Origin of the sequence: Streptomyces sp. AN091965, assembly GCF_022698285.1 — a bacterium.
Taxonomy (GTDB): Bacteria; Actinomycetota; Actinomycetes; order Streptomycetales; family Streptomycetaceae; genus Streptomyces.
The window spans coordinates 5,251,514-5,272,405 of sequence record NZ_JALDMY010000001.1 but is presented as its reverse complement, the minus strand read 5'-3'; the positions used below and the strand labels follow the sequence as shown (position 1 = coordinate 5,272,405).

Here is a 20,892-nt window from a genome sequence, read left to right as displayed (position 1 = left end):
GTCACCCGGGCGTGACCAGCCTCGCCTCGTAGGCGAACACCGCGGCCTGCGTGCGGTCCCGCAGGCCCAGCTTCACCAGGATCCGGCTGACGTGGGTCTTGATGGTGGACTCGGCGACGACGAGCCGCGCGGCGATCTCCAGGTTGGAGAGCCCCTGCGCGATGAGCACGAGCACCTCCGTCTCGCGCTCGGTCAGCTCCCCGTACCGGTCCTGCGCCTGCGCGGTCCCCGCGGGCCGCGGCCGGTCCGCGAGCCGGGAGAACTCGGTGATGAGGCGGCGCGTCACGCTCGGCGCGAGCAGCGCCTCACCGGCGGCGACGACCCGGACGCCGTCCGCGAGCTGCCGCGCCGACGCGTCCTTCAGCAGGAAGCCCGACGCGCCCGCGCGAAGCGCCTGGTACACGTACTCGTCGAGGTCGAAGGTGGTCAGGACGAGGACCTTGGTGGCGGTGCCGTCGGCGGCGACGATCTCGCGCGTGGCGTCGATGCCGTTCAGCTCGGGCATGCGGATGTCCATGAGCACCACGTCGGGGGCGAGTTCGCGCACCCGCTGGACGGCCTCGCGGCCGTTGACGGCCTCGCCGACGACCTCGATGCCGGGCATCGCGTTGAGCAGCACGGAGAAGCCCTCGCGGACCATCATCTGGTCGTCCGCGATCAGTACGCGGATGGTCCCGCCGGTCACGCCGCCTCCCCCTCGGCCGCGCCCGGCGCCACCGCCACCGGGACGGGCAGGAACACCGTGACCTCGTACCCGCCGTCGGCCGTCGGCCCGGCCGTCATCTCCCCGTCCAGCATCCCGACGCGCTCCCGCATGCCGGTGATCCCGTGCCCGGCGCCCATCGCAAGGGGCGGGCGAAGCCCTCGTTGAGGGTCGGTGGCCGGGTGACGGGCGGGCGGCTTGACGAGCCCGGTCGCGGGCCCGTTCACGATCCGCAGGCCGAGCCCGCCGAGCACGTATCCGATCTCCACCCGGGCCGTCGCCCCCGGCGCGTGCCGCAGGCTGTTGCTGAGCGCCTCCTGCACGATCCGGTACGCGGACAGCTCGACGCCCTGCGGCAGCTCGCGCACGCCCCCGGTCACGGCCTTCTCCACAGTCAGGCCGGTCTCCCGGACGTTGTCGATGAGGCGGTCCAGATCGGCGAGCGTCGGCTGCGGGGCGTCGGGCGCCTCGTAGTCCTCCGCCCGTACGACGCCGAGCACGCGGCGCAGCTCGGTCAGGGCGACCACCGCGTTCTCGCGGATCGTCGCGAAGGCCTGCGCCAGCTCCGGCGGCGGGTTCTCCACCCGGTACGGGGCCGCCTCCGCCTGGATGGCGACGACCGACATGTGGTGGGCCACGACGTCGTGCAGCTCGCGGGCGATGTTCGTGCGCTCCTCCAGGAGCGTGCGGCGGTCCCGCTCGACGGCGGTCACGGTGCGCTCGGCGACGACCTCGCGGCGGGCGTCCCGGTTCGCCGACACCAGCGTCACGATGGCGATGACGACGCCGCTGAACGTCAGCATCTCCAGGGAGTCCGAGTTCCAGGCGACGGTCGCGTCGACGAACATCGAGTACAGGGCGGTCAGGGCCCACATCCACGCCGCCGTGCGCGGCCTGGTCCGCGCCGCGACCACCGCCATCACCGCCGTGTGCCCGAGGATCGAGCCGGGCGGCCACGGGGCCCAGCCGCCGCCGCTCAGGACCATCATCAGCGGGGTCATCCCCAGCGAGCACCACCAGGCGAGCACCGGCCGCACCAGCGTGAGCAGTACCGCCCCCGCGGGCAGGAACCCGGTCAGCGCCCAGGCGAACTCCCCGCTCGCGTCCCAGCCGCCGAAGCCGCCCGCGTAGGCGGCGAACAGGGTGAGGAGCGCGAGGGCCGTCACCACGCCGTGCGGCAGCCACACCTCGGCCTGCCCCACCCGTCCCGGCCGCCCCGCGGCACCCCGCCGCAGCGGTTGCAGCGGCCGGTACGCGAACACGTCCTGGAACAGGTCGCCGCGCAGGCCCTGGAGGGCGTTCTGCGCGAGGTGGAACTCTGGGCTGCGCGTCTTCTCGGTCACGTCCAGAACGGTACGGGGGCCCTGACCTCCCGGGCGTCCCCTCTGGGACGGGTTCCCGGGGGTCCGTCGCAAGTACTACGCGGCGGGCCGCGCGGCCCCCTCGGCTCAGAACGCGAGCTGGGCGATCTCCTCCGCGACCACCGCGCACGCGTCCGCCGCCGGGTCGATCAGGGGGAAGTGGCCGACGTCCTCCAAGAGGGTCAGACCGACCACCTCGCCCGCCTTCGCGGCGGCGTCGGCGTAGGACTCGGCGACCGCCTGGGGGACGACGATGTCGGTGCGGCCCTGGACGACGGTCGTGGCGATGCCGGTGGGCAGGAGCGCGGCGGGGTCGGCGTGGGCCAGGCGCTCGGCGAAGCGGGCCTCGGCCGCCGTGCCCTCGGCGTCCAGGAGCTGGCGCACGGCGCCGGAGCAGACGCCGAGCTCGTCCGCCACGCGGAAGTCAGCGATGGGCGCGAGCGCGACGACGCCCCGCAGCGGCGCGGGCCTCGCCGTGCGCCACGGCGAGCCCTCCGGCAGGACGTGCCGGGCCGCGGCCCACAGGGCGAGGTGGCCGCCCGCCGAGTGGCCGACCACCACGGTCCGGCGGGGGTCGGCGACGGGCAGCGCCGTGCGGGCGAGCGCGGGCAGCGCGTCGAGGGCGGCGGCCACGTCGTCGAAGGTCTCCGGCCAGCGCCCGGCCACCGGCCCGGCGGCGCCGCCCTGCGCGGGGATCGGCCCGGCGACGCCGCCCCTGCGGTACTCGACGTTGGCCACGGCGAAGCCGCGCCGGGCCAGGAAGTCCGCGAACGGCGTGATGTGCATCCGGTCGTAGGGGGCCCGCCACGCCCCGCCGTGCAGGACGACGACGAGCGGGGCCGGGCCCTCGCCGCCGCCGCGCGGCGCGTAGAAGTCCACGATCTGGTCCGCGTGCGGACCGTAGGCGGCGGTGGCGTCCGGCCGCACCTCGGGGTGCGAGAAGGCGGACTGCTCCTCGGCGGCGTCACGCGCCACGGCGGCGTCGTCCGGCATGCGGTGGCCTCCCGGCTCGGCGGAGTGCGGAACCGCCGGGCGCCGGTGACAACTGACCGGCACCCGGCGGGCGTTCGTACGACAGTCGGGACCATCCGCCCCGTCGGGCCATGATCCGGATTCGCCGGACGCTATCAGGTGTCCCGGCCGCCCCCGGGGCCCGGCTCCCCGTCGCCTCCGAGGATGCCCCCGAGGACCCGCGCGGCCCGCTCCGCGTCCGCGAACGACACGTACAGCGGGGTGAAGCCGAAGCGCAGCACGTCCGGTGCGCGGAAGTCGCCGACCACGCCTGCCGCGACGAGCTTCGGCATGACCTCCCGCGCGTCCGGGCAGCGCAGCGCGATCTGGCTGCCGCGCTCCGCGTGCGCGGCCGGGGTGACGGACTCGGCCCGCCCCTCGGGCACGTACGCCTCGACGCACTCCAGGAAGAAGTCCGTGAGCGCCAGGGACTTGGCCCGCACGTCGTCGAGCGAGACGCCGTCCCAGACGTCGAGGGCCGCCTCCAGGGCGAGCAGCGACAGGATGTCCGGCGTGCCGACGCGGCCGCGCACCACGCCTTCGGCGGGTTCGTAGCCGGGCCGCATGCCGAAGGGGTCGGTGTGCGAGTTCCACCCCGGCAGCGGCGAGTCGAAGCGGGACTGCAGGTCACGGCGTACGTAGAGGTACGAGGGCGAACCCGGGCCGCCGTTCAGGTACTTGTACGTGCAGCCGACCGCGAGGTCCACGCCGTGCTCGTCGAGAGCGACGGGCAGCGCGCCCGCCGTGTGGCACAGGTCCCACACCACGCGGGCGCCCGCCGCGCGCACGGCCGCCGTGAGCCCCGCCAGGTCGTGCAGGCGGCCCGACTGGTAGTCGGCGTGGTTGAGCAGCACCGCGGCCGTGCGCGGGCCGAGCAGGCCGGGCACGTCGGCCGGGGCGGCCGGGACCACGCGGCAGCCGGTGAGGCGGGCGGCGGACTCGGCGACGTACCCGTCCGTCGGGAAGGTGGTGGCGTCGACGACGACCTCGTCGCGCGCGGCGTCGTCGGCCTGGGCCAGGCGCACGGCGGCGACGACCGCCTTGAAGACGTTCACGCTCGTCGAGTCGGAGACGACCACCTGGCCCGGGGCCGCGCCGATGAGCGGGGCGATCCGCTCCCCGATCCGCTCGGGCGCGGTCCACCAGCCGCTCTCCTCCCAGGAGCGGATGCGCAGGCTGCCCCACTCGCGCGTGACGACGTCGGCGACGCGGTCCGCCACGTGCGCGGGCAGCGCGCCCAGGGAGTTGCCGTCCAGGTACACCGTGTCGTCGAGGACGAACTCCTTGCGCTTGGCGGCGAGCCGGTCGGCGGCGTCGAGGGCGGCGGCCCGCGCGCGCAGGTCTGCTTCCCTCGGCTCAGACATGGCTGCGCGCCGTCCACAGCTCGGGGAACACGTTCTTCGTGGCGCGCTTCTCCAGCCAGGCCACGCCCGCGGAGCCGCCGGTGCCGGTCTTGGAGCCCATGGACCTGCGGGTGGCCACCAGGTGGTCGTTGCGCCAGCGCCACACCAGCTCGGCGACGTCGGTCAGGGCCTCGCCGAGGCGGGCCAGGTCGGCGTTGTCGTCACCGGAGTAGAGCTCGGTCCACACGGCCTCGACGCGGGGCGACGGCTCGTACCTGGCCGCCACGTCGCGGTCGAGGACCTCGGCGGGGACGTCGTACCCGCGGTGCGCGAGCAGCCGGAGCACCTCGTCGTACAGGCTGGGCTCCTGGAGGGCCTTCTCCAGCTCCGCGTACACGCGCGGGGTGCCCCGGTGCGGGACCAGCATGGACGCGGACTTCTCGCCGAGCAGGAACTCCATGCGCCGGTACATCGCCGACTGGAAGCCCGAGCCCTCGCCGAGCGAGCCCCGGTAGGAGTTGAACTGGCCGGGGGTGAGCTGGCCGAGCGGCTTCCAGGAGGCGTTCAGGGCCTCCAGCTCGCGCACGGAACGCTTCAGGGCGGCCACCGCGGTCGGCACGTCGTCGTCGCGCAGGGCGCGCGACGCGGTCTCCCACTCGTGCACGATGACCGTGAACCACAGCTCCATCACCTGGGTCGTGACCAGGAAGACCATCTCGCCCGGGTCGTCGGAGCGCAGGTGCTGGAGGTGGGTGAGGACGTCCGCCTTCACGTAGTCCTCGTAAGGGGTGCTGCCGGCGAAGTCGAGGTTGGGGCTGTCGGGGCTCTCGGTGGGCGTTTCGCCGGACGTCTGCTGTATCTCGTTCATCTCGAGAGTCTCGCCTGCCGTGCTCGCCTCGTGGGACATCGCTGTCTCCTAGATGCGTGATCCGGGTAGCGGTCCGCCCCTGCCGTAGCGGCACGGGGGCCCCGGTCCCCACCCGCATCCTCCGCAACATCCCGGGAAACGGCAAGACCTGCCTGGTCACACCGGGTGGCCCAGGCAGGTCCGCGACGCGAGGGGCTAGCCCAGGGTGTCCGCGGCCGTCGCCGAGGAGTCCCGCAGGAACGTCGAGCAGCGCTCGTACTCCTCCTGCTCGCCGATCGACTGCGCCGCGCGGGCCAGGCCGTGCAGCGCCCGCAGGAAGCCGCGGTTCGGCTCGTGCTCCCACGGCACCGGGCCGTGGCCCTTCCAGCCGGCCCTGCGCAGGGCGTCCAGACCCCGGTGGTATCCGGTACGGGCGTACGCGTACGACTCGACGACGCGGCCCGCCTCGAACGCCTCGTCCGCGAGGCGCGCCCAGGCGAGGGAGGACGTCGGGTACTTGGCGGCGACATCGGCGGCCGCCGTACCGCCCGCGAGCAGCTCCCGGGGCTCCGGGTCGTCGGGCAGATGGGTCGGGGGCGGTCCCCCGAGCAGGTTCTCGTGAATGGCCATGGGCTCCAGTCTGCTCCATGACCCCCCGCACGGGTGCGCCCCGGGCCCCTTCCCCGCCCCGGGGCACCGGGGCCCCGCCGCCCTAGCGCGCGGCGGCCACCGCGCGCACCGCCCGGACCAGGGCCTCGGCGCCCGCCCGCGCCTTGCTCCGCGGGCACCCCACGTTGAGGCGCACGAAGCCCGGGGCGCCGTAGGTGGTGCCCGGCATCACCGCGACCCGCTCCTCGTGCACGAGGTGGTGCTGGAGGGCGTCGTCGGAGGTCTCGCCCAGGACGGGGCGGAGGTCGATCCAGGCCAGATAGCCCGCGTGCGGCGGCCGCCAGTGAAGGGCGGGGAAGGCCGCGTTCAGGGTGGTGGCCACCAGGCGCAGGTTGGCGTGGGTGTAGGCGCGCACGGCGTCCAGCCAGGCGGCGCCCTCACGGTACGCGGCGATGTGCGCGGTCAGCGAGAGGACCGCGGGCGAGGCGAGGCCCTCGCCGGTGTCCATGCGGCGGACGAAGGCGGCGTGGTCGCCGGGGTCGCCGATGAGCCCGTAACTCCCGCTCAGCGCGGGGAAGTTGAAGGCCTTCGTCGCGGAGGTGACGAGGGCCCAGCGGCCCCGGCCGTAGCGGGTCCAGGGCCGGTGGACGTGTCCCTCGTGGGTGAGGTCGGCGTGGATCTCGTCGCTGATGACGGCGACGCCGTGCCGCTCGCACAGGCCGGCCACCGCGCGCAGCTCGGCCTCGGTCCACACCCGGCCGGTGGGGTTGTGCGGGGAACACAGGATGAGGACGCGGCTGTCGGGGCGCGCCAGCTCGGCGTCGAGGGCGGCGAACCCGGGGTCCTCCAGGGGCACGCCCCGCAGTTCGCGTCCGAGCCCGGTCACCGCCTTGCGGAAGCCGTCGTACGTCGGCGTGTGCACGACGACGCCCTCGCCCGGCTCCGTCCACATGCGCAGGAGCTGGGATATCTGGTTGAGCACGGACGGGGCGTACACGAGGGACGCGGGGTCGACGTCCGTGTCGTAGCGGCTCTTGAACCAGTCGTGCACCGCGCCGCGGAAGTCGTCGTTGCGCCAGTCGGTGTAGCCGAACACGCCGTGCGCGACGCGCTGTTGGAGGGCGTCGAGGACCTCGGGCGCGCTGCGGAAGTCCATGTCGGAGATGGTGAAGGGCAGCAGGTCGGGCACCGGGAACCGGTCGCGGATGCCGTCCCACTGGACGCACCAGGTGCCGCGCCGGTCCACAGGAGTGTCGAAGTCGTACGCCACGGTCGGTCGTTCCCTCCGGGTACGCCGACGGGCCCGGCACCCACGAGGAGTGCCGGGCCCGTCGAGCGGTGGACTACTTGAGCTTCGTGCCCGTGGAGCGCAGCGCGCCGCACGCCTCGGTCACGCGCTTGGCCATGGAGGCCTCGGCCAGCTTGCCCCAGGTGCGCGGGTCGTAGGTCTTCTTCGAGCCGACCTCGCCGTCGACCTTCAGGACGCCGTCGTAGTTCTTGAACATGTGGTCCGCGACGGGACGCGTGAAGGCGTACTGGGTGTCGGTGTCGAGGTTCATCTTCACGACGCCGTTCTCCAGGGCCGTGGCGATCTCCTGTGCCGTGGAGCCGGAGCCGCCGTGGAACACGAAGTCGAAGGGGGACGCCTTGCCGTACTTCGAGGCGACACCCTCCTGGAGGTCCTTCAGGAGCTCGGGGCGCAGCACGACGTTGCCCGGCTTGTACACGCCGTGGACGTTGCCGAAGGACGCGGCGAGCAGGTAGCGGCCCTTCTCACCGAGGCCGAGGGCCTCGGCGGTGCGCAGCGCGTCGTCGACGGTGGTGTACAGCTCGTCGTTGATCTCGTGCGTGACGCCGTCCTCCTCGCCGCCGGTCGGGGTGATCTCGACCTCAAGGATGATCTTCGCGGCGGCGGCCTTGGCAAGCAGCTCCTGGCCGATGGCCAGGTTGTCGGCGAGGGTCTCCGCGGAGCCGTCCCACATGTGGGACTGGAACAGCGGGTTCTCGCCGCGGGCGACGCGCTCGGCGGAGACGTCGATGAGCGGCCGGACGTAGGTGTCCAGCTTGTCCTTCGGGCAGTGGTCGGTGTGCAGCGCGATCGTGACGTCGTACTTCTTGGCGACGATGTGCGCGAACTCGGCGAGGGCCACCGCGCCCGTCACCATGTCCTTGCTGTGCTGCCCGCCCAGGAACTCAGCGCCACCGGTGGAAATCTGGATGATGCCGTCGCTCTCCGCCTCCGCGAAGCCACGCAGGGCGGCGTGCAGGGTCTGGGACGAGGTCACGTTGATGGCCGGGTAGGCGAACTTGCCTGCCTTCGCCCGGTCGAGCATCTCGTTGTAGACCTCGGGGGTTGCGATGGGCATGTGTCCGCTCCTTGTGATGTGCGGGGTGGGTGCTGTGCTGCTTGGCCCTGACCTGGGTGTCTAGGGAACCCTGGGACGCCGGGGAACCCGGGGGCGGCGACGGCGATGTCGTCGCCCCCATCCTTCCAGACTTGCGGGACGTGCTCAGTCGAGCCCGAGCTCGTCCTTCGAGTACGCGAAGAGGTACGGGACCCCCGCGCCTTCGGTGATCTTCACGTCGGCGCCGGTGGCCCGGTCCACGATCGTGGCCACGCCCACGACCTCGGCCCCGGCCTCGCGCACGGCCTCCACGGCGGTCAGCGGGGAGCCGCCGGTGGTGGAGGTGTCCTCGACGACGAGGACGCGCCGCCCCTTGATGTCCGGGCCCTCGACGCGCCGCTGCAGGCCGTGCGCCTTGGCGGCCTTGCGCACCACGAAGGCGTCCAGGCGGCGGCCGCGCGCGGCGGCCGCGTGCAGCATCGACGCGGCGACCGGGTCGGCCCCCATCGTCAGGCCGCCCACGGCGTCGAACTCCAGCTCGCTCGTGAGGTCGAGCAGCACCTGTCCGACGAGCGGGGCGGCCTCCCCGTCCAGGGTGATGCGGCGCAGGTCGACGTAGTAGTCGGCCTCCAGGCCCGAGGAGAGGGTCACCTTGCCGTGCACGACGGCCTTGTCCTTGATCTGCCGCAGCAGGTCACCGCGTACGTCGTTCGTCATGGCTACGAGCTTAAGGGCGCGGCCGGGCCTTCAGAGCCGCCGCCAGGTCCAGGTGGTCGACGTCTCCAGGGGCTCCAGCGGGGTGACCAGGCGCGGCAGGGTGTTCAGGCCGTTGGGCGGGCCGCTCTGCGGCTCCACGCACACGGCGGCCTCCTGCTCGTCGTACACGACGACCCACTCCTCGCGGCTGGCCACGTTCAGCTCCAGCTCGCCCGGCCAGGTCAGGGTGACGTCGACGCCGTCCGGCATCCCGAAGCAGTCGTCCCAGGGGCCCGGCAGCGGGTCGATACGCGCGCCGGTGGGCAGGTGGTCCTCGCCCCGCTGCTCCTGCCAGGCCGCGTCGAAGGCGATCCGGACGTCCTCGCCGCCGTCGGTGAGGCGCCGGTTGAACCACGGGTGCCAGCCCGCCTGCGCCGGGAAGGAGTCGCCGTACGTCTCCACGGACATCCGCAGCGTCAGCGCGCTCTCCGTCAGCTCGACGATCTGGGTGACCCGTCCCGGGTAGGGCCACGGGTCCGCGAGGTCGTAGGTGAACACGGCCTCGCGGCCGCTGACCCGGGCGGTCTTCCACGCGGTGTCCCTGCCGGTGCCGTGGATGGCGTGCGGCGGGGAGTTGAGGGGGAGCTGGTGGGGGTGGCCGCCGTTCAGGAAGCGGCCGTCCCTGGTCCGGCCGCACCACGGCACCATCGGGAAGCAGCCGTAGCGCTCCCCCTGCCGCAGCAGCTCGACGCCGCCCACCTTGAGACTGCCGAGGCGGGCCCCGCTCCCCGGCCGCACCGAGACTTCCGCGTCACCCGCGGCCAACGTGATCTCTTCGCTACTCACGCTCCGACCCTAGTCGTGCCTTTAAGGATCTCCGGCTGGGCCGGCGTAAGAATCAGCCCCTCCGGCGTTTGAGGAGCGGGGGTCTGGGGGCGGAGCCCCCAGGAAGCGGGAAGGGGCGGGCCTGGGGCGCACCCGCGAGGGCTTCAGCGACGCTTGCGCAGGGCCCGGGTGACCACGATCGCCGACGCGACGAGGACGGCCGCCGCGGGCGCGGCCCAGCGCAGGGCGGCGCCGCCGCCGAGCGTCTCGGGCGCGGGCACGGGCGCGTACCGCCCCCGGGGCGGCGCGTGGTCGACCTCCTCCGCACTGCGCCCGATCATCGTCCGCCGCGCGTGCGCGGCCTCGGGCCCACTGGCCGCGTCATCCAGGGAATCGACGGAATCGACGTCGGAGAGCGGATCCAGCGCCGGCGGCGGCACCTCGGCGTCGAAGACGCGGGACGGCGCCGGGGCGGGGGCCGGTTCCGGGGCCGCGGCCGGGCCGGGCGCCGCGAGGCCTTCCGCGAAGCGCGCGAGGAGCCGCCGGACCGCGCTCTCCACAGCCTGTGGAGAACTCTTCACGGCCTCGGCGACCCGCCCGTCGGCGGACGCGGTCCCGCTGAAGGCGACCTGCGTGCCCCCCTCCGCGGCGGCGGCCAGGCGCAGCACGAGGGAGAACGTTACGGCGCCGCTGCCCCGGGCCTCGTGGGCCTCCCCGGTCACCGCGTACCCGCCGTCGCCGCGCGCGGCGACCCGCAGGCCACCGCGGTAGGTGATCGTGTGGCCGCCGACGCGCACCTTGAGCCGCCCGGTGACGGGCAGCGCGTCAGGCCCTGGGTCGGCGTCCCGCTGCAACCCGGGCACCGCGCGGGCGACCCGCTCGGGGTCGGCCAGTGCCTCGCGGAGCGGCTCTTCCGGAACCGGTACGAACACCTCATGCTCCATGACAGTTGAGCGTACCGACGCCGCCGCCGTGATGTACGCCACTTCGCCCCGCCCGGCCTGCCGCGGGCCGTCAGTCGGCGTAGCGCGGATGCACCAGCGTGGACGGCTCGATGGTGCGCCAGTCGGACGGCCGCAGCCGCTCGGCGGCGCGGGATCCGGCGCGCAGCACGGCACAGGAGCGGGCCGCGCCGAGCACCGGCTCGGCGCGGGCGGCGAGCACGAAGCCCCAGTCGCGGGGCGCCCCGCCGGGGTCGGGGGTGCGGTCGGGCCCGGCGTAGGAGCCGCGGCGGCCGGTGAGGCGGTAGGGCTCGGTCCGGTACCCGGCGGCGCGCAGCGTCGCGTCGACGGTCCAGTAGGTGTGCGGCCGGGTCGCGGCGGGCCCGGCGTGCACGGCGAAGCGCCCGTCGTCGGTGAGGACGCGCGAGACCAGGCCGTAGAACTCCTGCGAGTACAGCTGGGTGCTGGCGGTGATGCCGGGGTCGGGCAGGTCGGCGACGACGACGTCGTACACGCGCGGGTGCGGTCCGCGCAGCCAGCGGAAGGCGTCGGCGTGGACGACGCGCACGCGCGGGTCGCGGTAGACGTGGCCGTTGAGTTCGCTCAGGCCCGGGTCATGGCGGGCCAGGTCGACGACGGCCGGGTCGAGTTCGACGATGTCGACGCGGCGCACCCCGGCGTGCCGCAGCACCTCGGCGGCGGCGAGTCCGTCGCCGCCGCCGAGGACGAGGACCCGCTGGTGGCGGCCGCCGTGCAGGGCGGGCTGTACGAGGGCCTGGTGGTAGCGCCGCTCGTCGCGGCCGCTGACGCGCAGCCTGCCGTCGAGGAAGAGGTGCAGGGACTCCCGGTCGCGGCCGGTGAGGACGACTTCCTGGACGTCGGTGCGGACGGCGACGCGGATCCCGGAGCCGTACACGGCCCGGCGCGCGGCCCGTTCGAAGTCGTCGACGAGCACGGCGGCGGAGGCGAGGACGGCGAGCACGACGGCGTTGACCACGAGCAGCAGCCAGCGCCCGCGCGGACTCAGGTCGCGGCCGAACAGGCCGAGGACGAGCGCGCCGCCCGCGAGGACGTTGACGGCGCCGGTGAGCAGCGCCCCGGTGAGCTGCCCGAACCAGGGGAGCAGCAGGAAGGGGAAGGCGAGGCCGCCGACCAGGGCGCCCACGTAGTCCGCGGCGAACAGGTCGGCGACGGCGCCGCCCGCGTCCTGCCGCCGGACGCGCTGGATGAGCACCATGAGCAGGGGCACTTCGGCGCCGATGAGGACGCCGATGGCCAGGGAGAACACCACGAAGAGATAGCGGGATCCGCTGGCCCACATCTCGCCCCGGTCGCCCGCCCACGCGAACGCCGCGTACAGGACCATGGCGCTGCACCCGCCGACGAGCGCGAGGGCCGCCTCGACGAGCCCGAACCCGGCGGCGGCCCGGCAGCGCAGGCGCTTGGCGAGCAGCGAGCCGATACCCATCGCGAAGACCATGACGGACAGGACGACGGAGGCCTGGGTGACGGAATCGCCGATCAAGTACGAGGCGAGGGCGACGAGTTCCAGTTCGTACACGAGTCCGCAGGCGGCGCAGATGAACACGCCCGCGAGGACGAGGAAGCGGCCTGTCCGGGGCGTGACGGGAAGACGCTGACGCGGCTCGATCACGCTGGGAACGCTACGTCACCGTTCGCTCACGCCAAGTCCCCCACAAGAGTGGAGGTGACGGCGAGAATGTGTGAACCGCCGTCCGCCGGGCCATCGCGGCGCCGCGAACCGAGCACCGCGAACCGCCGCCCGGCCCAGCTCAGAGGGGTGCGGGCATTCGCACGCCGACCCGCGTACGGGTCGCCACGAGCTGCCCGTCCTGGGGATAGGCGTGCCAGGTCCGCCACATCACCGAGCCCTCGTGCCGCTGCGCCAGCATCGCGGTGAACGCGTGCGGGATGCCGGGGAAGACCCCGGCGAGCCCGTGCGGGTGCTCCGTGACGAGGGCGAGCAACTCCTGCGCCCGGCCCGCGAACTGACCCCGCGACAGCGTTTCGACGCGGGCCGCGAACTCGTACTCCCACTCGCCGACCCGCTTGGAGACGCCGAGCGGCAGCGGCGTGCTGCTGCCGGGGATGCAGGCGACGGTCTCGGAACAGCTGCCCCGGTCCTCTTCGAGCAGCACTTGGTGGGAGGCCCCGAGGAGTCTCAACTGGACGGCCGCACCGGTCAGTTCGAGGTCGAGAGTGGCGAGCGCGGGCAGCGGCTCGCGGCCGAGGGCCCAGGCCAGGTCCCCGGCGCGCGTGTCGGTGTAGACAGTCTTCAGGGTCGTGAGCATGGGTCGGCTCCGCTAACACGCAATGGAGGTGGGGGGGCCGGCGCGCCCGGTCGGACACCAGGCGGAGGGGGTTGCCGGCGCGTGCCCACGGAGACGTCCCGCTGCCTGCCGAGCGGGTGCGTCCGAGGGCGGTGTGACGGTTAAGAGGGAATCATGAACTGCGACACTGCCACAGCGCTTTTACCCAACTTCGTAGGGTTTCCATCCCCTAGAGGGCCGAACAGTTCATCTGTTCACGTTTCATGGAAAGCAGTCAGTCCGGAAATGGCATCCTATGGACGCCAATCGGTCCGTCAACGACGAAGCGCCCGGCGGGAGTTGTCTCCCGCCGGGCGCTCGGCCCAGTGGACCAGCTGCCCCGTGTCAGCTGCCTCCGCCGCCGCAACCTCCGCCCCCGCCACCGCAGGACGAACCGCCGCCGCAGGACGAGCCGCCGCCACAGGAAGAGCCTCCGCCACAGGACGAACCACCGCCGTCGTAGGTCGCGGTCCCGCTGCTGGAGCTGGACCCCGCCCACCAACTGCGGCTCCCCGACCCGGTGCGCCTGCGGCCGTTCCTGCTGACATGCACGAGCAGCCCGATCACCACGAACCAGCCGATGAAGAACAAGGCCACAACCATCGCCCCCATCCTTCACTTCCTTTCCCCCGAGACGGCCCCGGACCGTTCCCCCGAACCGGCGCCGCTGTGCGGATATGGTCCCGCGTCGTTGCGTGACAAGGGGATGCCCCCGCCCGGCCGCCGCCAAAGCAGAGTTGAGGAAGTCCAGAGGTTCGGCGGAGGATGACGCTCATGACGTCATCCCCCGGTGCCTCCCGCGACGGCCGCCCGCTGCTCAACCGCCGCCTCGCGGAATTCGGTACGACGATCTTCGCCGAGATGTCCGCGCTCGCGCTGCGGACCGGGGCGATCAACCTGGGCCAGGGCTTCCCGGACACGGACGGCCCCGAGCAGGTGCGCGAGGCCGCGGTGCGCGCCCTGCGCGACGGCCGCGGCAACCAGTACCCGCCGGGCCCCGGCGTCCCCGAGCTGCGCGCCGCGATCGCCGCCCACCAGGAGCACCACTACGGCCTGTCCCACGACCCCGACCGCGAGGTCCTCGTCACCGCGGGCGCCACCGAGGCCATCGCCGCCTCGCTGCTCGCCCTGGTCGAGCCGGGCGACGAGGTCATCGCCCTGGAGCCGTACTACGACTCGTACGCCGCCTCGATCGCCCTCGCGGGCGGCACCCGGGTGCCGGTGACGCTGCGCCCCGGGGACGGACGCTTCAGCCTCGACCTCGACGAGCTGCGGGACGCCGTCACCCCGCGCACCCGGCTGCTCCTGCTCAACACCCCGCACAACCCGACCGGCACCGTCCTCACCCGCGCGGAGCTCGCCGAGATCGCGAGGCTCGCCGTGGAGCGCGATCTGCTCGTCGTGACCGACGAGGTGTACGAGCACCTGGTCTTCGACGAGGGCGGCCACGTCCCGCTCGCCTCCTTCCCCGGCATGCGCGAGCGCACGGTGACGATCGGCTCGGCGGGCAAGACGTTCTCGTTCACGGGCTGGAAGGTCGGCTGGGTCACGGCCGCGCCGGACCTGGTCACGGCGGTGCGGTCGGCGAAGCAGTTCCTCACGTTCGTGTCCTCGGGCCCGTTCCAGTACGCGGTCGCGGAAGCGCTCGCGCTGCCCGACACGTACTTCGCCTCGTTCCTCGACGACATGCGCGCCAAGCGCGACCTGCTGGCCTCCGGGCTCACGGCGGCGGGCTTCGAGGTCTACCGCCCGGCGGGCACGTACTTCGTCACCACCGACATCCGCCCGCTCGGCGAGAGCGACGGCTTCGCCTTCTGCCGCGCCCTGCCCGAGCGCGCGGGCGTCGTCGCCATCCCCAACGCGGTCTTCTACGACCACCGCGACCAGGGCGCCCCCTTCGTCCGCTTCGCCTTCTGCAAGCAGACCCCGGTCCTGGAGGAAGCGGTCGCCCGCCTGAAGTCGCTGTAGCCCGTTCCGCCCCCTGGGGAAAACCCCCACCCACACGGCCCCGCCTAACTCGCGCCCGCCCCAGGGGGACCGCAAGGTTCCGATGTGACCCACCCCAGCCCCACCGTCCCGGCCCCCGTCACACGCGCCCGCCGCACGGAGTGCGAGCCCACCCCACCGGCCAAGCGGGCGGCAGCCCACGCCGCGCACGCCCTGGGCGCCTTCGCCGCCGCCCGCCTCACCGGTCTGCTCGCGCTCGCGATCGCCGCCCACACCAGCCACCAGGACGCCTTCCGCCTCCTGGGCCGCTCCTGGGACTCCCGCTGGTACACCGGCATCGCCGCCCACGGCTACGGCCGCACCCTGTACTTCGAACCCGGCGTCGTCCAGAGCGACCTGGCCTTCTTCCCGCTCTACCCGGCCCTGATCCGCGCGGTGGAGACGCTCACGCCGCTCGGCTACGGCGCCGCGGGCCTGCTCGTCTCCTGGCTCGGCGCGGGCGCGGCCGCCCTCGGCATCTACAAGATCGCCGCCCGGCTCCACGACCACCGCACGGCCACGGTCCTCGTCCTGCTGTGGGGCCTCCTGCCGCACTCCGTGATCCTGACGATGGCGTACACCGAGCCGGTCCTGACGGCGCTCGCGGCGGGCTCCCTGTACGCGCTGCTCACCGGCCGCTGGCTGACGGCGGGCGCCCTCGCCGCGCTCGCGGGCCTGGCCCGGCCGAACGGCTTCGCGGTGGCCGCCGCCGTCGCGGTGACGGCGGTCTGCGAGATCGTCCGGCACCGGGGCCGCGTTCCCCACAGGCTGTGGACGGGCGCGGCGCTCGCCCCCGTCGGCTGGGGCGCGTACGTGCTGTGGGTGGGGGTGCGCAGGGGCGATCCGCTCGGCGGGTACTTCGCGGTGCAGCGCGACTGGGGCTCCCGCTTCGACTTCGGCCGGGGCTCGCTCGCCTTCGCCCGCCATCTGCTCCTGCACGGCGACAAGCTCGTCTTCGCCGTGACCCTGATGATCGTCGCGGCGGCGCTGCTCCTGTACGGGCTGCTGCTCTGCGACCGCGCCCCGCTGCCGCTGCTCGTCTACACCGGGGTGCTGCTGCTGGTCACGGTCGGCGGCTCCGGCTTCTTCGAGTCGAAGCCGCGCTTCCTGCTGCCCGCGTTCCCGCTGCTGCTGCCGCTGGCGTGTGCCCTGGTGCGCACGGCGAGAGCCCGGCCGATCCACGCCGTCCTGGTGGTCGGCGCCCTGGCCGGGCTCTCGCTCGCGTACGGGACGTATCTGGTGACGACGGCCCGCATGCCGTTGTAGTGCTGTGTGCGGTACGGAAACCGCGGCCGTCAGGCCTGCTCGTCGCCGGGCTCGGCGTCGTCCGCCGCGTCGGCGTCCGTCTCCAGGCCCAGCTGCTCCACGAGCCAGCGGTCGAACTCGATCGCGGCCCGCACCCAGCTGACCGTCGACGACACGAAGTGCTCCAGGGAGACACCCGTGCCGATCAGCATCTGGGCCTCGCCGATGAGGCGGACGGTGCCGTCGTCGTGCGTGTGCGTGTAGACCTTGGGCCAGAGCGTGCGGCGGTTCCAGTCGTCGATGGACTCCAGGATCTGCGGCTTCTCCTCGATGCCGTGCGGCCTGTCGTAGAAGGTCCTGACCGAGAAGACCTGCTGGTCGTCCTCGCCGCGGAACATGAAGTACGTCCGGAACTCCTCCCACGGCGCCGCGAGGTCACCCTCGTCGTCGACGACGTACTTGAGTTCCATCTGCTCCAGGAGCTGCTTGACGAGGTCCTGGTCAGGGACGACGGGGCCCGCCGGTCCTGCGCCCTGCTGCGGTTCGGGCTGGCCCCCGAAATTCGGAATCGAGGACGGGTCGATGCTCACCGTTATTTCCCTTCGTACTTCGTACGGATTGAGCCATCCTCCCCCATGGCGGGCGGGGGCCCGCAACCCCCGCCCCTGGATGTGACCGGTTACGGCGCCCCGCCGGGCGCCTACAGGGACTTTCCGGGCGCCGGGGCGCTCGCGGGGCCCACGATGAGGTCGTCGCCGAAGACGTCCACGCGCACGGTGTCGCCGTCCTTGACCTCGCCCGCGAGGATCTCCTTCGCGAGCCGGTCGCCGATGGCCGTCTGGATCAGGCGGCGCAGCGGCCGGGCGCCGTACGCCGGGTCGTTGCCCTTGTCCGCGAGCCAGGCCAGCGCCTCGGGCGTGATGTCGAGCGTGAGCCTCCGGTCGGCAAGCCGCTTGGCGAGCCGGGAGATCTGGAGCTCGGCGATCCGCGCCAGCTCGTCCTTGTCGAGCGCCGAGAAGACCACGAGGTCGTCGAGCCGGTTCAGGAACTCCGGTTTGAAGGAGGCCCGCACGACCTCCAGGACCTGCTGCTTCTTCTCGTGCTCGCTGGTCAGGGGCTCCACCAGGAACTGGCTTCCCAGGTTCGACGTGAGGATCAGGATGGTGTTGCGGAAGTCCACCGTCCGTCCCTGGCCGTCCGTGAGCCGCCCGTCGTCGAGCACCTGGAGCAGCACGTCGAAGACCTCCGGGTGCGCCTTCTCGACCTCGTCGAGCAGGACGACGGAGTACGGCCTGCGCCGCACGGCCTCGGTGAGCTGGCCGCCCTCCTCGTACCCGACGTAGCCGGGAGGCGCGCCGACGAGGCGGGCCACGCTGTGCTTCTCGCCGTACTCGCTCATGTCGATGCGGACCATCGCCCGCTCGTCGTCGAAGAGGAAGTCGGCGAGCGCCTTGGCCAGCTCGGTCTTGCCGACGCCGGTGGGGCCGAGGAAAAGGAAGGAGCCGGTGGGGCGGTCGGGGTCGGCGATCCCGGCCCGGGTGCGCCGGACGGCGTCGGAGACGGCCCGCACGGCCTCGGCCTGCCCGATGAGGCGCCTGCCCAGCTCGTCCTCCATGCGCAGGAGCTTCTGCGTCTCGCCTTCGAGGAGGCGCCCGGCGGGGATGCCGGTCCAGGCCGCCACGACGTCGGCGATGTCGTCGGGCCCGACCTCCTCCTTGACCATGGTGTCGGCCTTCGTCCCGGCCTTGGCGGCCTCCTCCTCGGCCTCGGACGCGGCCTCCAGATCCCGCTCCAGGGCGGGGATCTCGCCGTACAGGAGCTTGCTCGCGGTGTCGAAGTCGCCGTCGCGCTGGGCCCGCTCGGCCTGGCCGCGCAGCTCGTCCAGCTTCTCCTTCAGCTCGCCGACGCGGTTGAGGGACTGCTTCTCCTTCTCCCAGCGGGCGGTGAGCCCGCGCAGCTCCTCCTCCTTGTCGGCGAGGTCGCGGCGCAGCTTCTCCAGGCGCTGCCGGGAGGCCGGGTCGGTCTCCTTGGTGAGGGCCAGCTCCTCCATGCGAAGCCGGTCGACGGCGCGCTGGAGCTCGTCGATCTCGACGGGCGAGGAGTCGATCTCCATGCGCAGCCGCGACGCCGACTCGTCGACGAGGTCGATGGCCTTGTCGGGCAGGAACCGCGAGGTGATGTACCGGTCGGAGAGCGTGGCGGCGGCGACCAGGGCGCTGTCCGCGATCTGCACCTTGTGGTGGGCCTCGTAGCGCCCCTTGAGCCCGCGCAGGATCGCGATGGAGTCCTCGACGGAGGGCTCGGCGACGAGCACCTGCTGGAAGCGCCGCTCCAGGGCCGGGTCCTTCTCGATCCGCTCGCGGTACTCGTCCAGCGTGGTGGCGCCGACCATGCGCAGCTCGCCGCGGGCCAGCATGGGCTTGAGCATGTTGCCCGCGTCCATGGCGGAGTCGCCGCCCGCGCCCGCGCCGACGACGGTGTGCAGCTCGTCGATGAACGTGATGACCTGCCCGTCGCTCTCCTTGATCTCGGAGAGCACGGTCTTCAGGCGCTCCTCGAACTCGCCGCGGTACTTGGCGCCCGCGACCATGGCGCCCAGGTCGAGCGAGACCAGCCGCTTGTCCTTCAGGGACTCGGGCACGTCGCCCTTGACGATGCGCTGGGCGAGGCCCTCGACGACGGCGGTCTTGCCGACGCCGGGCTCGCCGATGAGCACGGGGTTGTTCTTGGTGCGCCGGGACAGGACCTGGACGACCCGCCGGATCTCCTGGTCGCGCCCGATCACGGGGTCGAGACGGCCCTCGCGGGCGGCGGCGGTGAAGTCCGTGCCGAACTTCTCCAGGGCCTTGTACTGGCCCTCCGGGTCGGGGGTGGTCACGCGTCGCCCTCCACGGCTCTGCTCAAAGGCGGCGAGCAGCTTCTTGTCCGTCGCGCCGTTCTCGGTCAGTACGTCGCCCGCCGGGCCGCCCTTGGCGGCGAGGGCGATGAGCAGGTGCTCGGTGGACAGATAGTCGTCGCCGAGCTCCTTGGCCCGCCGGTCGGCGTCCGCGATCACGGCGAGCAGGTCGCGGTTGGGCTGCGGCGGGGCCACCGTCGACCCCGTGACGCTCGGCAGGGCGGCGAGGGCGCGCTCGGTGGCGGCGCGCACGGCGACCTGGTCGGCGTCGACCGCGGCGAGCAGGTCGGTGATGTTCTCGTTGTCCTGGCCCTCCAGCAGGGCGAGGAGGAGGTGCGCGGGGGTCAGGTCCGGATGGCCTTCGGACACGGCCCGGCTCGTCGCCGCGTTGATCGCGTCCCGGCTCCTGTTCGTCAGCTCGGCGTCCACTGGGGGCTGCTCCTCCTTGCTGCCTGCGGCTTTCGGTACGGGTGCGTACGCGGCCGCGCACGGGGTGCGCACGGGTCGGTACGCGTGCTGTCGGATGCTGTGCGGGTGCCCTCGGAGGGCCCCCTCATACTGACTCACCCAACGTACACAAAGTTGAGTCTATTCCACTCAAGGAGGATGTCGGAAGTCCGACCGGGCTACCTTCCGCCCATGGCCCTCGACCTCGGCGCCCTGCCCGCGCCCTACCTCAGCTTCTGGCGGGAACGTCACCTCTGCACCCTGACGACGCTCCGCCGCGACGGCACCCCGCACGTGGTGCCCGTCGGCGTGACGTACGACCCCGAGGAGCGGATCGCCCGGGTGATCGCGAGCGGCACCAGCCGCAAGGTGGCACACGTCCTTGCCGCCGCCCCGGCGGGCGCGCGGGTCGCGGTCTGCCAGGTGGCGGGCCGCCACTGGGCCACGCTCGAAGGCCGGGCGACGGTGTCGGCGGAACCCGCGCGGGTGGCGGACGCGGAGCGCAGGTACGCCGAGCGGTACGGCAGGAACCCGCGGGAGAACCCGGCCCGGGTGGTCATCGAGATCGCGGTGGACCGCGCGCTCGGCCATGTGAAGGAACCCGCCGCGGCGGCGCAGCGGCCCGCGGCCTGAACCGGCACGCCGCACACGACGCGCACACCCCGCACACACCACAGCGGCGCCACCGTGTTCAGGTCCACGGTGGCGCCGCTGCTGGGGGAAGCACCTGCGCGATTTACAACGACGGGGGAATCGCGTCAGGCGCTGCGGGGGGTGGCTGTGAGGGGGTCGGAAGCGGCGGAGTGCCGCTCGGCATCCCGCTTCCGCTTCCCGATCAGCTGGTGGTCACGCTGGTCGAGGTTGACGAAGACCATGCCGTAGCGCACGGCGCAGCGCACCGGCTGGGGCGCGCCGCGGGGCCGGCGCAGGCACCGGTAGGCGCGGATGTCCTCGTCGTCGTCCCGTACGATGATCACCGGCTCGCCGACCAAGGTGACCATCAACGAGTCACCGGGGTGGGGGATCGCGGTGGCGAGGTCGATGAAGTGCCAGCCCGACCGGTAGGCCGTGGCCATTTCCCGGCGGAAGGTGCGGTCATCGGGAGGGGTACTCATGCCTTGTCACCCGCCGGCGTGATCCAGGCAAGGTCAGACGGCGCGGCTGTGCTCTTCGCTGGGTGGCTCCAGGCGAGATCCATGGCACTCACCGCACCCAGGCCAATCCCTGCGGAGAGAGCGGTCACCAGGACCGCGCGAAGCATGCGCTTGAACATGGTCGGCTTCGTCCTCACTTGGTAGGTTCCTCTC

General features: G+C 73.1%; 20 protein-coding genes. 3 read left to right on the top strand and 17 right to left on the bottom strand.

The window, feature by feature from the left end; genetic code table 11:
* Position 1 precedes the first annotated feature (1 nt).
* The 13 genes from MQV74_RS22370 to MQV74_RS22310 form a co-directional block, all read right to left on the bottom strand.
* The gene (locus MQV74_RS22370) at positions 2-685 is read right to left on the bottom strand and encodes a response regulator transcription factor (RefSeq protein ID WP_308402301.1); all 684 of its coding nucleotides are present in this window, start codon (positions 683-685) and stop codon (positions 2-4) included.
* Positions 682-2,046, bottom strand: a complete 1,365-nt coding sequence (locus MQV74_RS22365; RefSeq protein WP_242720282.1) for a sensor histidine kinase — start codon at positions 2,044-2,046, stop codon at positions 682-684. The genes MQV74_RS22370 and MQV74_RS22365 overlap by 4 nt, the downstream gene beginning before the upstream one ends.
* Positions 2,047-2,151: 105 nt before the next feature.
* Positions 2,152-3,057 (bottom strand): alpha/beta hydrolase, encoded by a 906-nt coding sequence (locus MQV74_RS22360; RefSeq protein WP_242720280.1) that lies wholly within the window; start codon positions 3,055-3,057, stop codon positions 2,152-2,154.
* Positions 3,058-3,191: 134 nt separating this feature from the next.
* On the bottom strand, positions 3,192-4,439 hold the full coding sequence (gene kynU / locus MQV74_RS22355) for a kynureninase (RefSeq protein ID WP_242720278.1): 1,248 nt from the start codon (positions 4,437-4,439) through the stop codon (positions 3,192-3,194).
* A complete protein-coding gene (locus MQV74_RS22350) occupies positions 4,432-5,286 on the bottom strand; it encodes a tryptophan 2,3-dioxygenase family protein (protein WP_242720276.1) in 855 nt (284 codons plus the stop codon). Before MQV74_RS22350 ends, kynU begins: the two co-directional genes overlap by 8 nt.
* A gap of 195 nt (positions 5,287-5,481) precedes the next feature.
* Positions 5,482-5,895 carry a DUF3151 domain-containing protein gene (locus MQV74_RS22345; RefSeq protein ID WP_242720274.1) on the bottom strand — a complete coding sequence of 138 codons (414 nt, stop codon included), beginning with the start codon at positions 5,893-5,895 and terminating at the stop codon, positions 5,482-5,484.
* An 82-nt stretch (positions 5,896-5,977) separates the two neighbouring features.
* Positions 5,978-7,144 carry a MalY/PatB family protein gene (locus MQV74_RS22340; RefSeq protein ID WP_242720272.1) on the bottom strand — a complete coding sequence of 389 codons (1,167 nt, stop codon included), beginning with the start codon at positions 7,142-7,144 and terminating at the stop codon, positions 5,978-5,980.
* Between the two features lie 73 nt (positions 7,145-7,217).
* On the bottom strand, positions 7,218-8,240 hold the full coding sequence (gene fbaA, locus MQV74_RS22335; protein WP_242720270.1) for a class II fructose-bisphosphate aldolase: 1,023 nt from the start codon (positions 8,238-8,240) through the stop codon (positions 7,218-7,220).
* 144 nt (positions 8,241-8,384) lie between these two features.
* Positions 8,385-8,936, bottom strand: a complete 552-nt coding sequence (pyrE, locus tag MQV74_RS22330; RefSeq protein ID WP_030682693.1) for an orotate phosphoribosyltransferase — start codon at positions 8,934-8,936, stop codon at positions 8,385-8,387.
* Between the two features lie 30 nt (positions 8,937-8,966).
* Positions 8,967-9,761, bottom strand: coding sequence for an aldose epimerase family protein (locus tag MQV74_RS22325; RefSeq protein ID WP_242720268.1), 795 nt, complete (start codon positions 9,759-9,761; stop codon positions 8,967-8,969).
* A 143-nt stretch (positions 9,762-9,904) separates the two neighbouring features.
* Complete coding sequence (locus MQV74_RS22320; protein WP_242720266.1) at positions 9,905-10,684, bottom strand: SRPBCC domain-containing protein; 780 nt, start codon at positions 10,682-10,684, stop codon at positions 9,905-9,907.
* A 70-nt stretch (positions 10,685-10,754) separates the two neighbouring features.
* Positions 10,755-12,335, bottom strand: coding sequence for a polyamine aminopropyltransferase (locus MQV74_RS22315; protein ID WP_242720264.1), 1,581 nt, complete (start codon positions 12,333-12,335; stop codon positions 10,755-10,757).
* A 139-nt stretch (positions 12,336-12,474) separates the two neighbouring features.
* Positions 12,475-12,993: a DUF2617 family protein gene (locus tag MQV74_RS22310; RefSeq protein ID WP_242720262.1), complete on the bottom strand. Its 519-nt coding sequence runs from the start codon at positions 12,991-12,993 to the stop codon at positions 12,475-12,477.
* Between the two features lie 783 nt (positions 12,994-13,776).
* On the opposite strand from MQV74_RS22310, the gene MQV74_RS22305 reads away from it, so the two are divergent.
* Together MQV74_RS22305 and MQV74_RS22300 are read left to right on the top strand one after the other, a co-directional pair.
* On the top strand, positions 13,777-14,979 hold the full coding sequence (locus tag MQV74_RS22305) for a pyridoxal phosphate-dependent aminotransferase (protein ID WP_242720260.1): 1,203 nt from the start codon (positions 13,777-13,779) through the stop codon (positions 14,977-14,979).
* An 84-nt stretch (positions 14,980-15,063) separates the two neighbouring features.
* A complete protein-coding gene (locus MQV74_RS22300) occupies positions 15,064-16,263 on the top strand; it encodes a hypothetical protein (protein WP_374120667.1) in 1,200 nt (399 codons plus the stop codon).
* A gap of 29 nt (positions 16,264-16,292) precedes the next feature.
* Here the strand turns inward: MQV74_RS22300 and MQV74_RS22295 are convergent, their stop codons facing one another.
* Both MQV74_RS22295 and clpB read right to left on the bottom strand, forming a co-directional pair.
* Positions 16,293-16,832 (bottom strand): YbjN domain-containing protein, encoded by a 540-nt coding sequence (locus MQV74_RS22295; RefSeq protein WP_242720258.1) that lies wholly within the window; start codon positions 16,830-16,832, stop codon positions 16,293-16,295.
* Between the two features lie 110 nt (positions 16,833-16,942).
* Complete coding sequence (clpB, locus tag MQV74_RS22290; RefSeq protein ID WP_242720256.1) at positions 16,943-19,567, bottom strand: ATP-dependent chaperone ClpB; 2,625 nt, start codon at positions 19,565-19,567, stop codon at positions 16,943-16,945.
* 210 nt (positions 19,568-19,777) lie between these two features.
* Here clpB and MQV74_RS22285 point away from each other — a divergent pair, with 210 nt between their 5' ends.
* On the top strand, positions 19,778-20,218 hold the full coding sequence (locus tag MQV74_RS22285; protein ID WP_242720254.1) for a pyridoxamine 5'-phosphate oxidase family protein: 441 nt from the start codon (positions 19,778-19,780) through the stop codon (positions 20,216-20,218).
* 125 nt (positions 20,219-20,343) lie between these two features.
* Here the strand turns inward: MQV74_RS22285 and MQV74_RS22280 are convergent, their stop codons facing one another.
* Together MQV74_RS22280 and MQV74_RS22275 are read right to left on the bottom strand one after the other, a co-directional pair.
* Entirely contained in the window at positions 20,344-20,700 is a 357-nt protein-coding gene (locus MQV74_RS22280; RefSeq protein ID WP_078869065.1) for a hypothetical protein, read from the bottom strand.
* Positions 20,697-20,858: a hypothetical protein gene (locus MQV74_RS22275; RefSeq protein ID WP_170316475.1), complete on the bottom strand. Its 162-nt coding sequence runs from the start codon at positions 20,856-20,858 to the stop codon at positions 20,697-20,699. The genes MQV74_RS22280 and MQV74_RS22275 overlap by 4 nt, the downstream gene beginning before the upstream one ends.
* Positions 20,859-20,892 lie beyond the last annotated feature (34 nt).

Bases quoted from the DNA above. Each gene is read 5' to 3' on its own strand.
- MQV74_RS22360 (WP_242720280.1), bottom strand. From the start codon at position 3,057: ATGCCGGACGACGCCGCCGTGGCGCGTGACGCCGCCGAGGAGCAGTCC.
- kynU (WP_242720278.1), bottom strand. From the start codon at position 4,439: ATGTCTGAGCCGAGGGAAGCAGACCTGCGCGCGCGGGCCGCCGCCCTC.
- MQV74_RS22350 (WP_242720276.1), bottom strand. From the start codon at position 5,286: ATGAACGAGATACAGCAGACGTCCGGCGAAACGCCCACCGAGAGCCCC.
- MQV74_RS22345 (WP_242720274.1), bottom strand. From the start codon at position 5,895: ATGGCCATTCACGAGAACCTGCTCGGGGGACCGCCCCCGACCCATCTG.
- fbaA (WP_242720270.1), bottom strand. From the start codon at position 8,240: ATGCCCATCGCAACCCCCGAGGTCTACAACGAGATGCTCGACCGGGCG.
- pyrE (WP_030682693.1), bottom strand. From the start codon at position 8,936: ATGACGAACGACGTACGCGGTGACCTGCTGCGGCAGATCAAGGACAAG.
- MQV74_RS22320 (WP_242720266.1), bottom strand. From the start codon at position 10,684: ATGGAGCATGAGGTGTTCGTACCGGTTCCGGAAGAGCCGCTCCGCGAG.
- MQV74_RS22310 (WP_242720262.1), bottom strand. From the start codon at position 12,993: ATGCTCACGACCCTGAAGACTGTCTACACCGACACGCGCGCCGGGGAC.
- MQV74_RS22305 (WP_242720260.1), top strand. From the start codon at position 13,777: ATGACGCTCATGACGTCATCCCCCGGTGCCTCCCGCGACGGCCGCCCG.
- MQV74_RS22285 (WP_242720254.1), top strand. From the start codon at position 19,778: ATGGCCCTCGACCTCGGCGCCCTGCCCGCGCCCTACCTCAGCTTCTGG.
- MQV74_RS22280 (WP_078869065.1), bottom strand. From the start codon at position 20,700: ATGAGTACCCCTCCCGATGACCGCACCTTCCGCCGGGAAATGGCCACG.
- MQV74_RS22275 (WP_170316475.1), bottom strand. From the start codon at position 20,858: ATGTTCAAGCGCATGCTTCGCGCGGTCCTGGTGACCGCTCTCTCCGCA.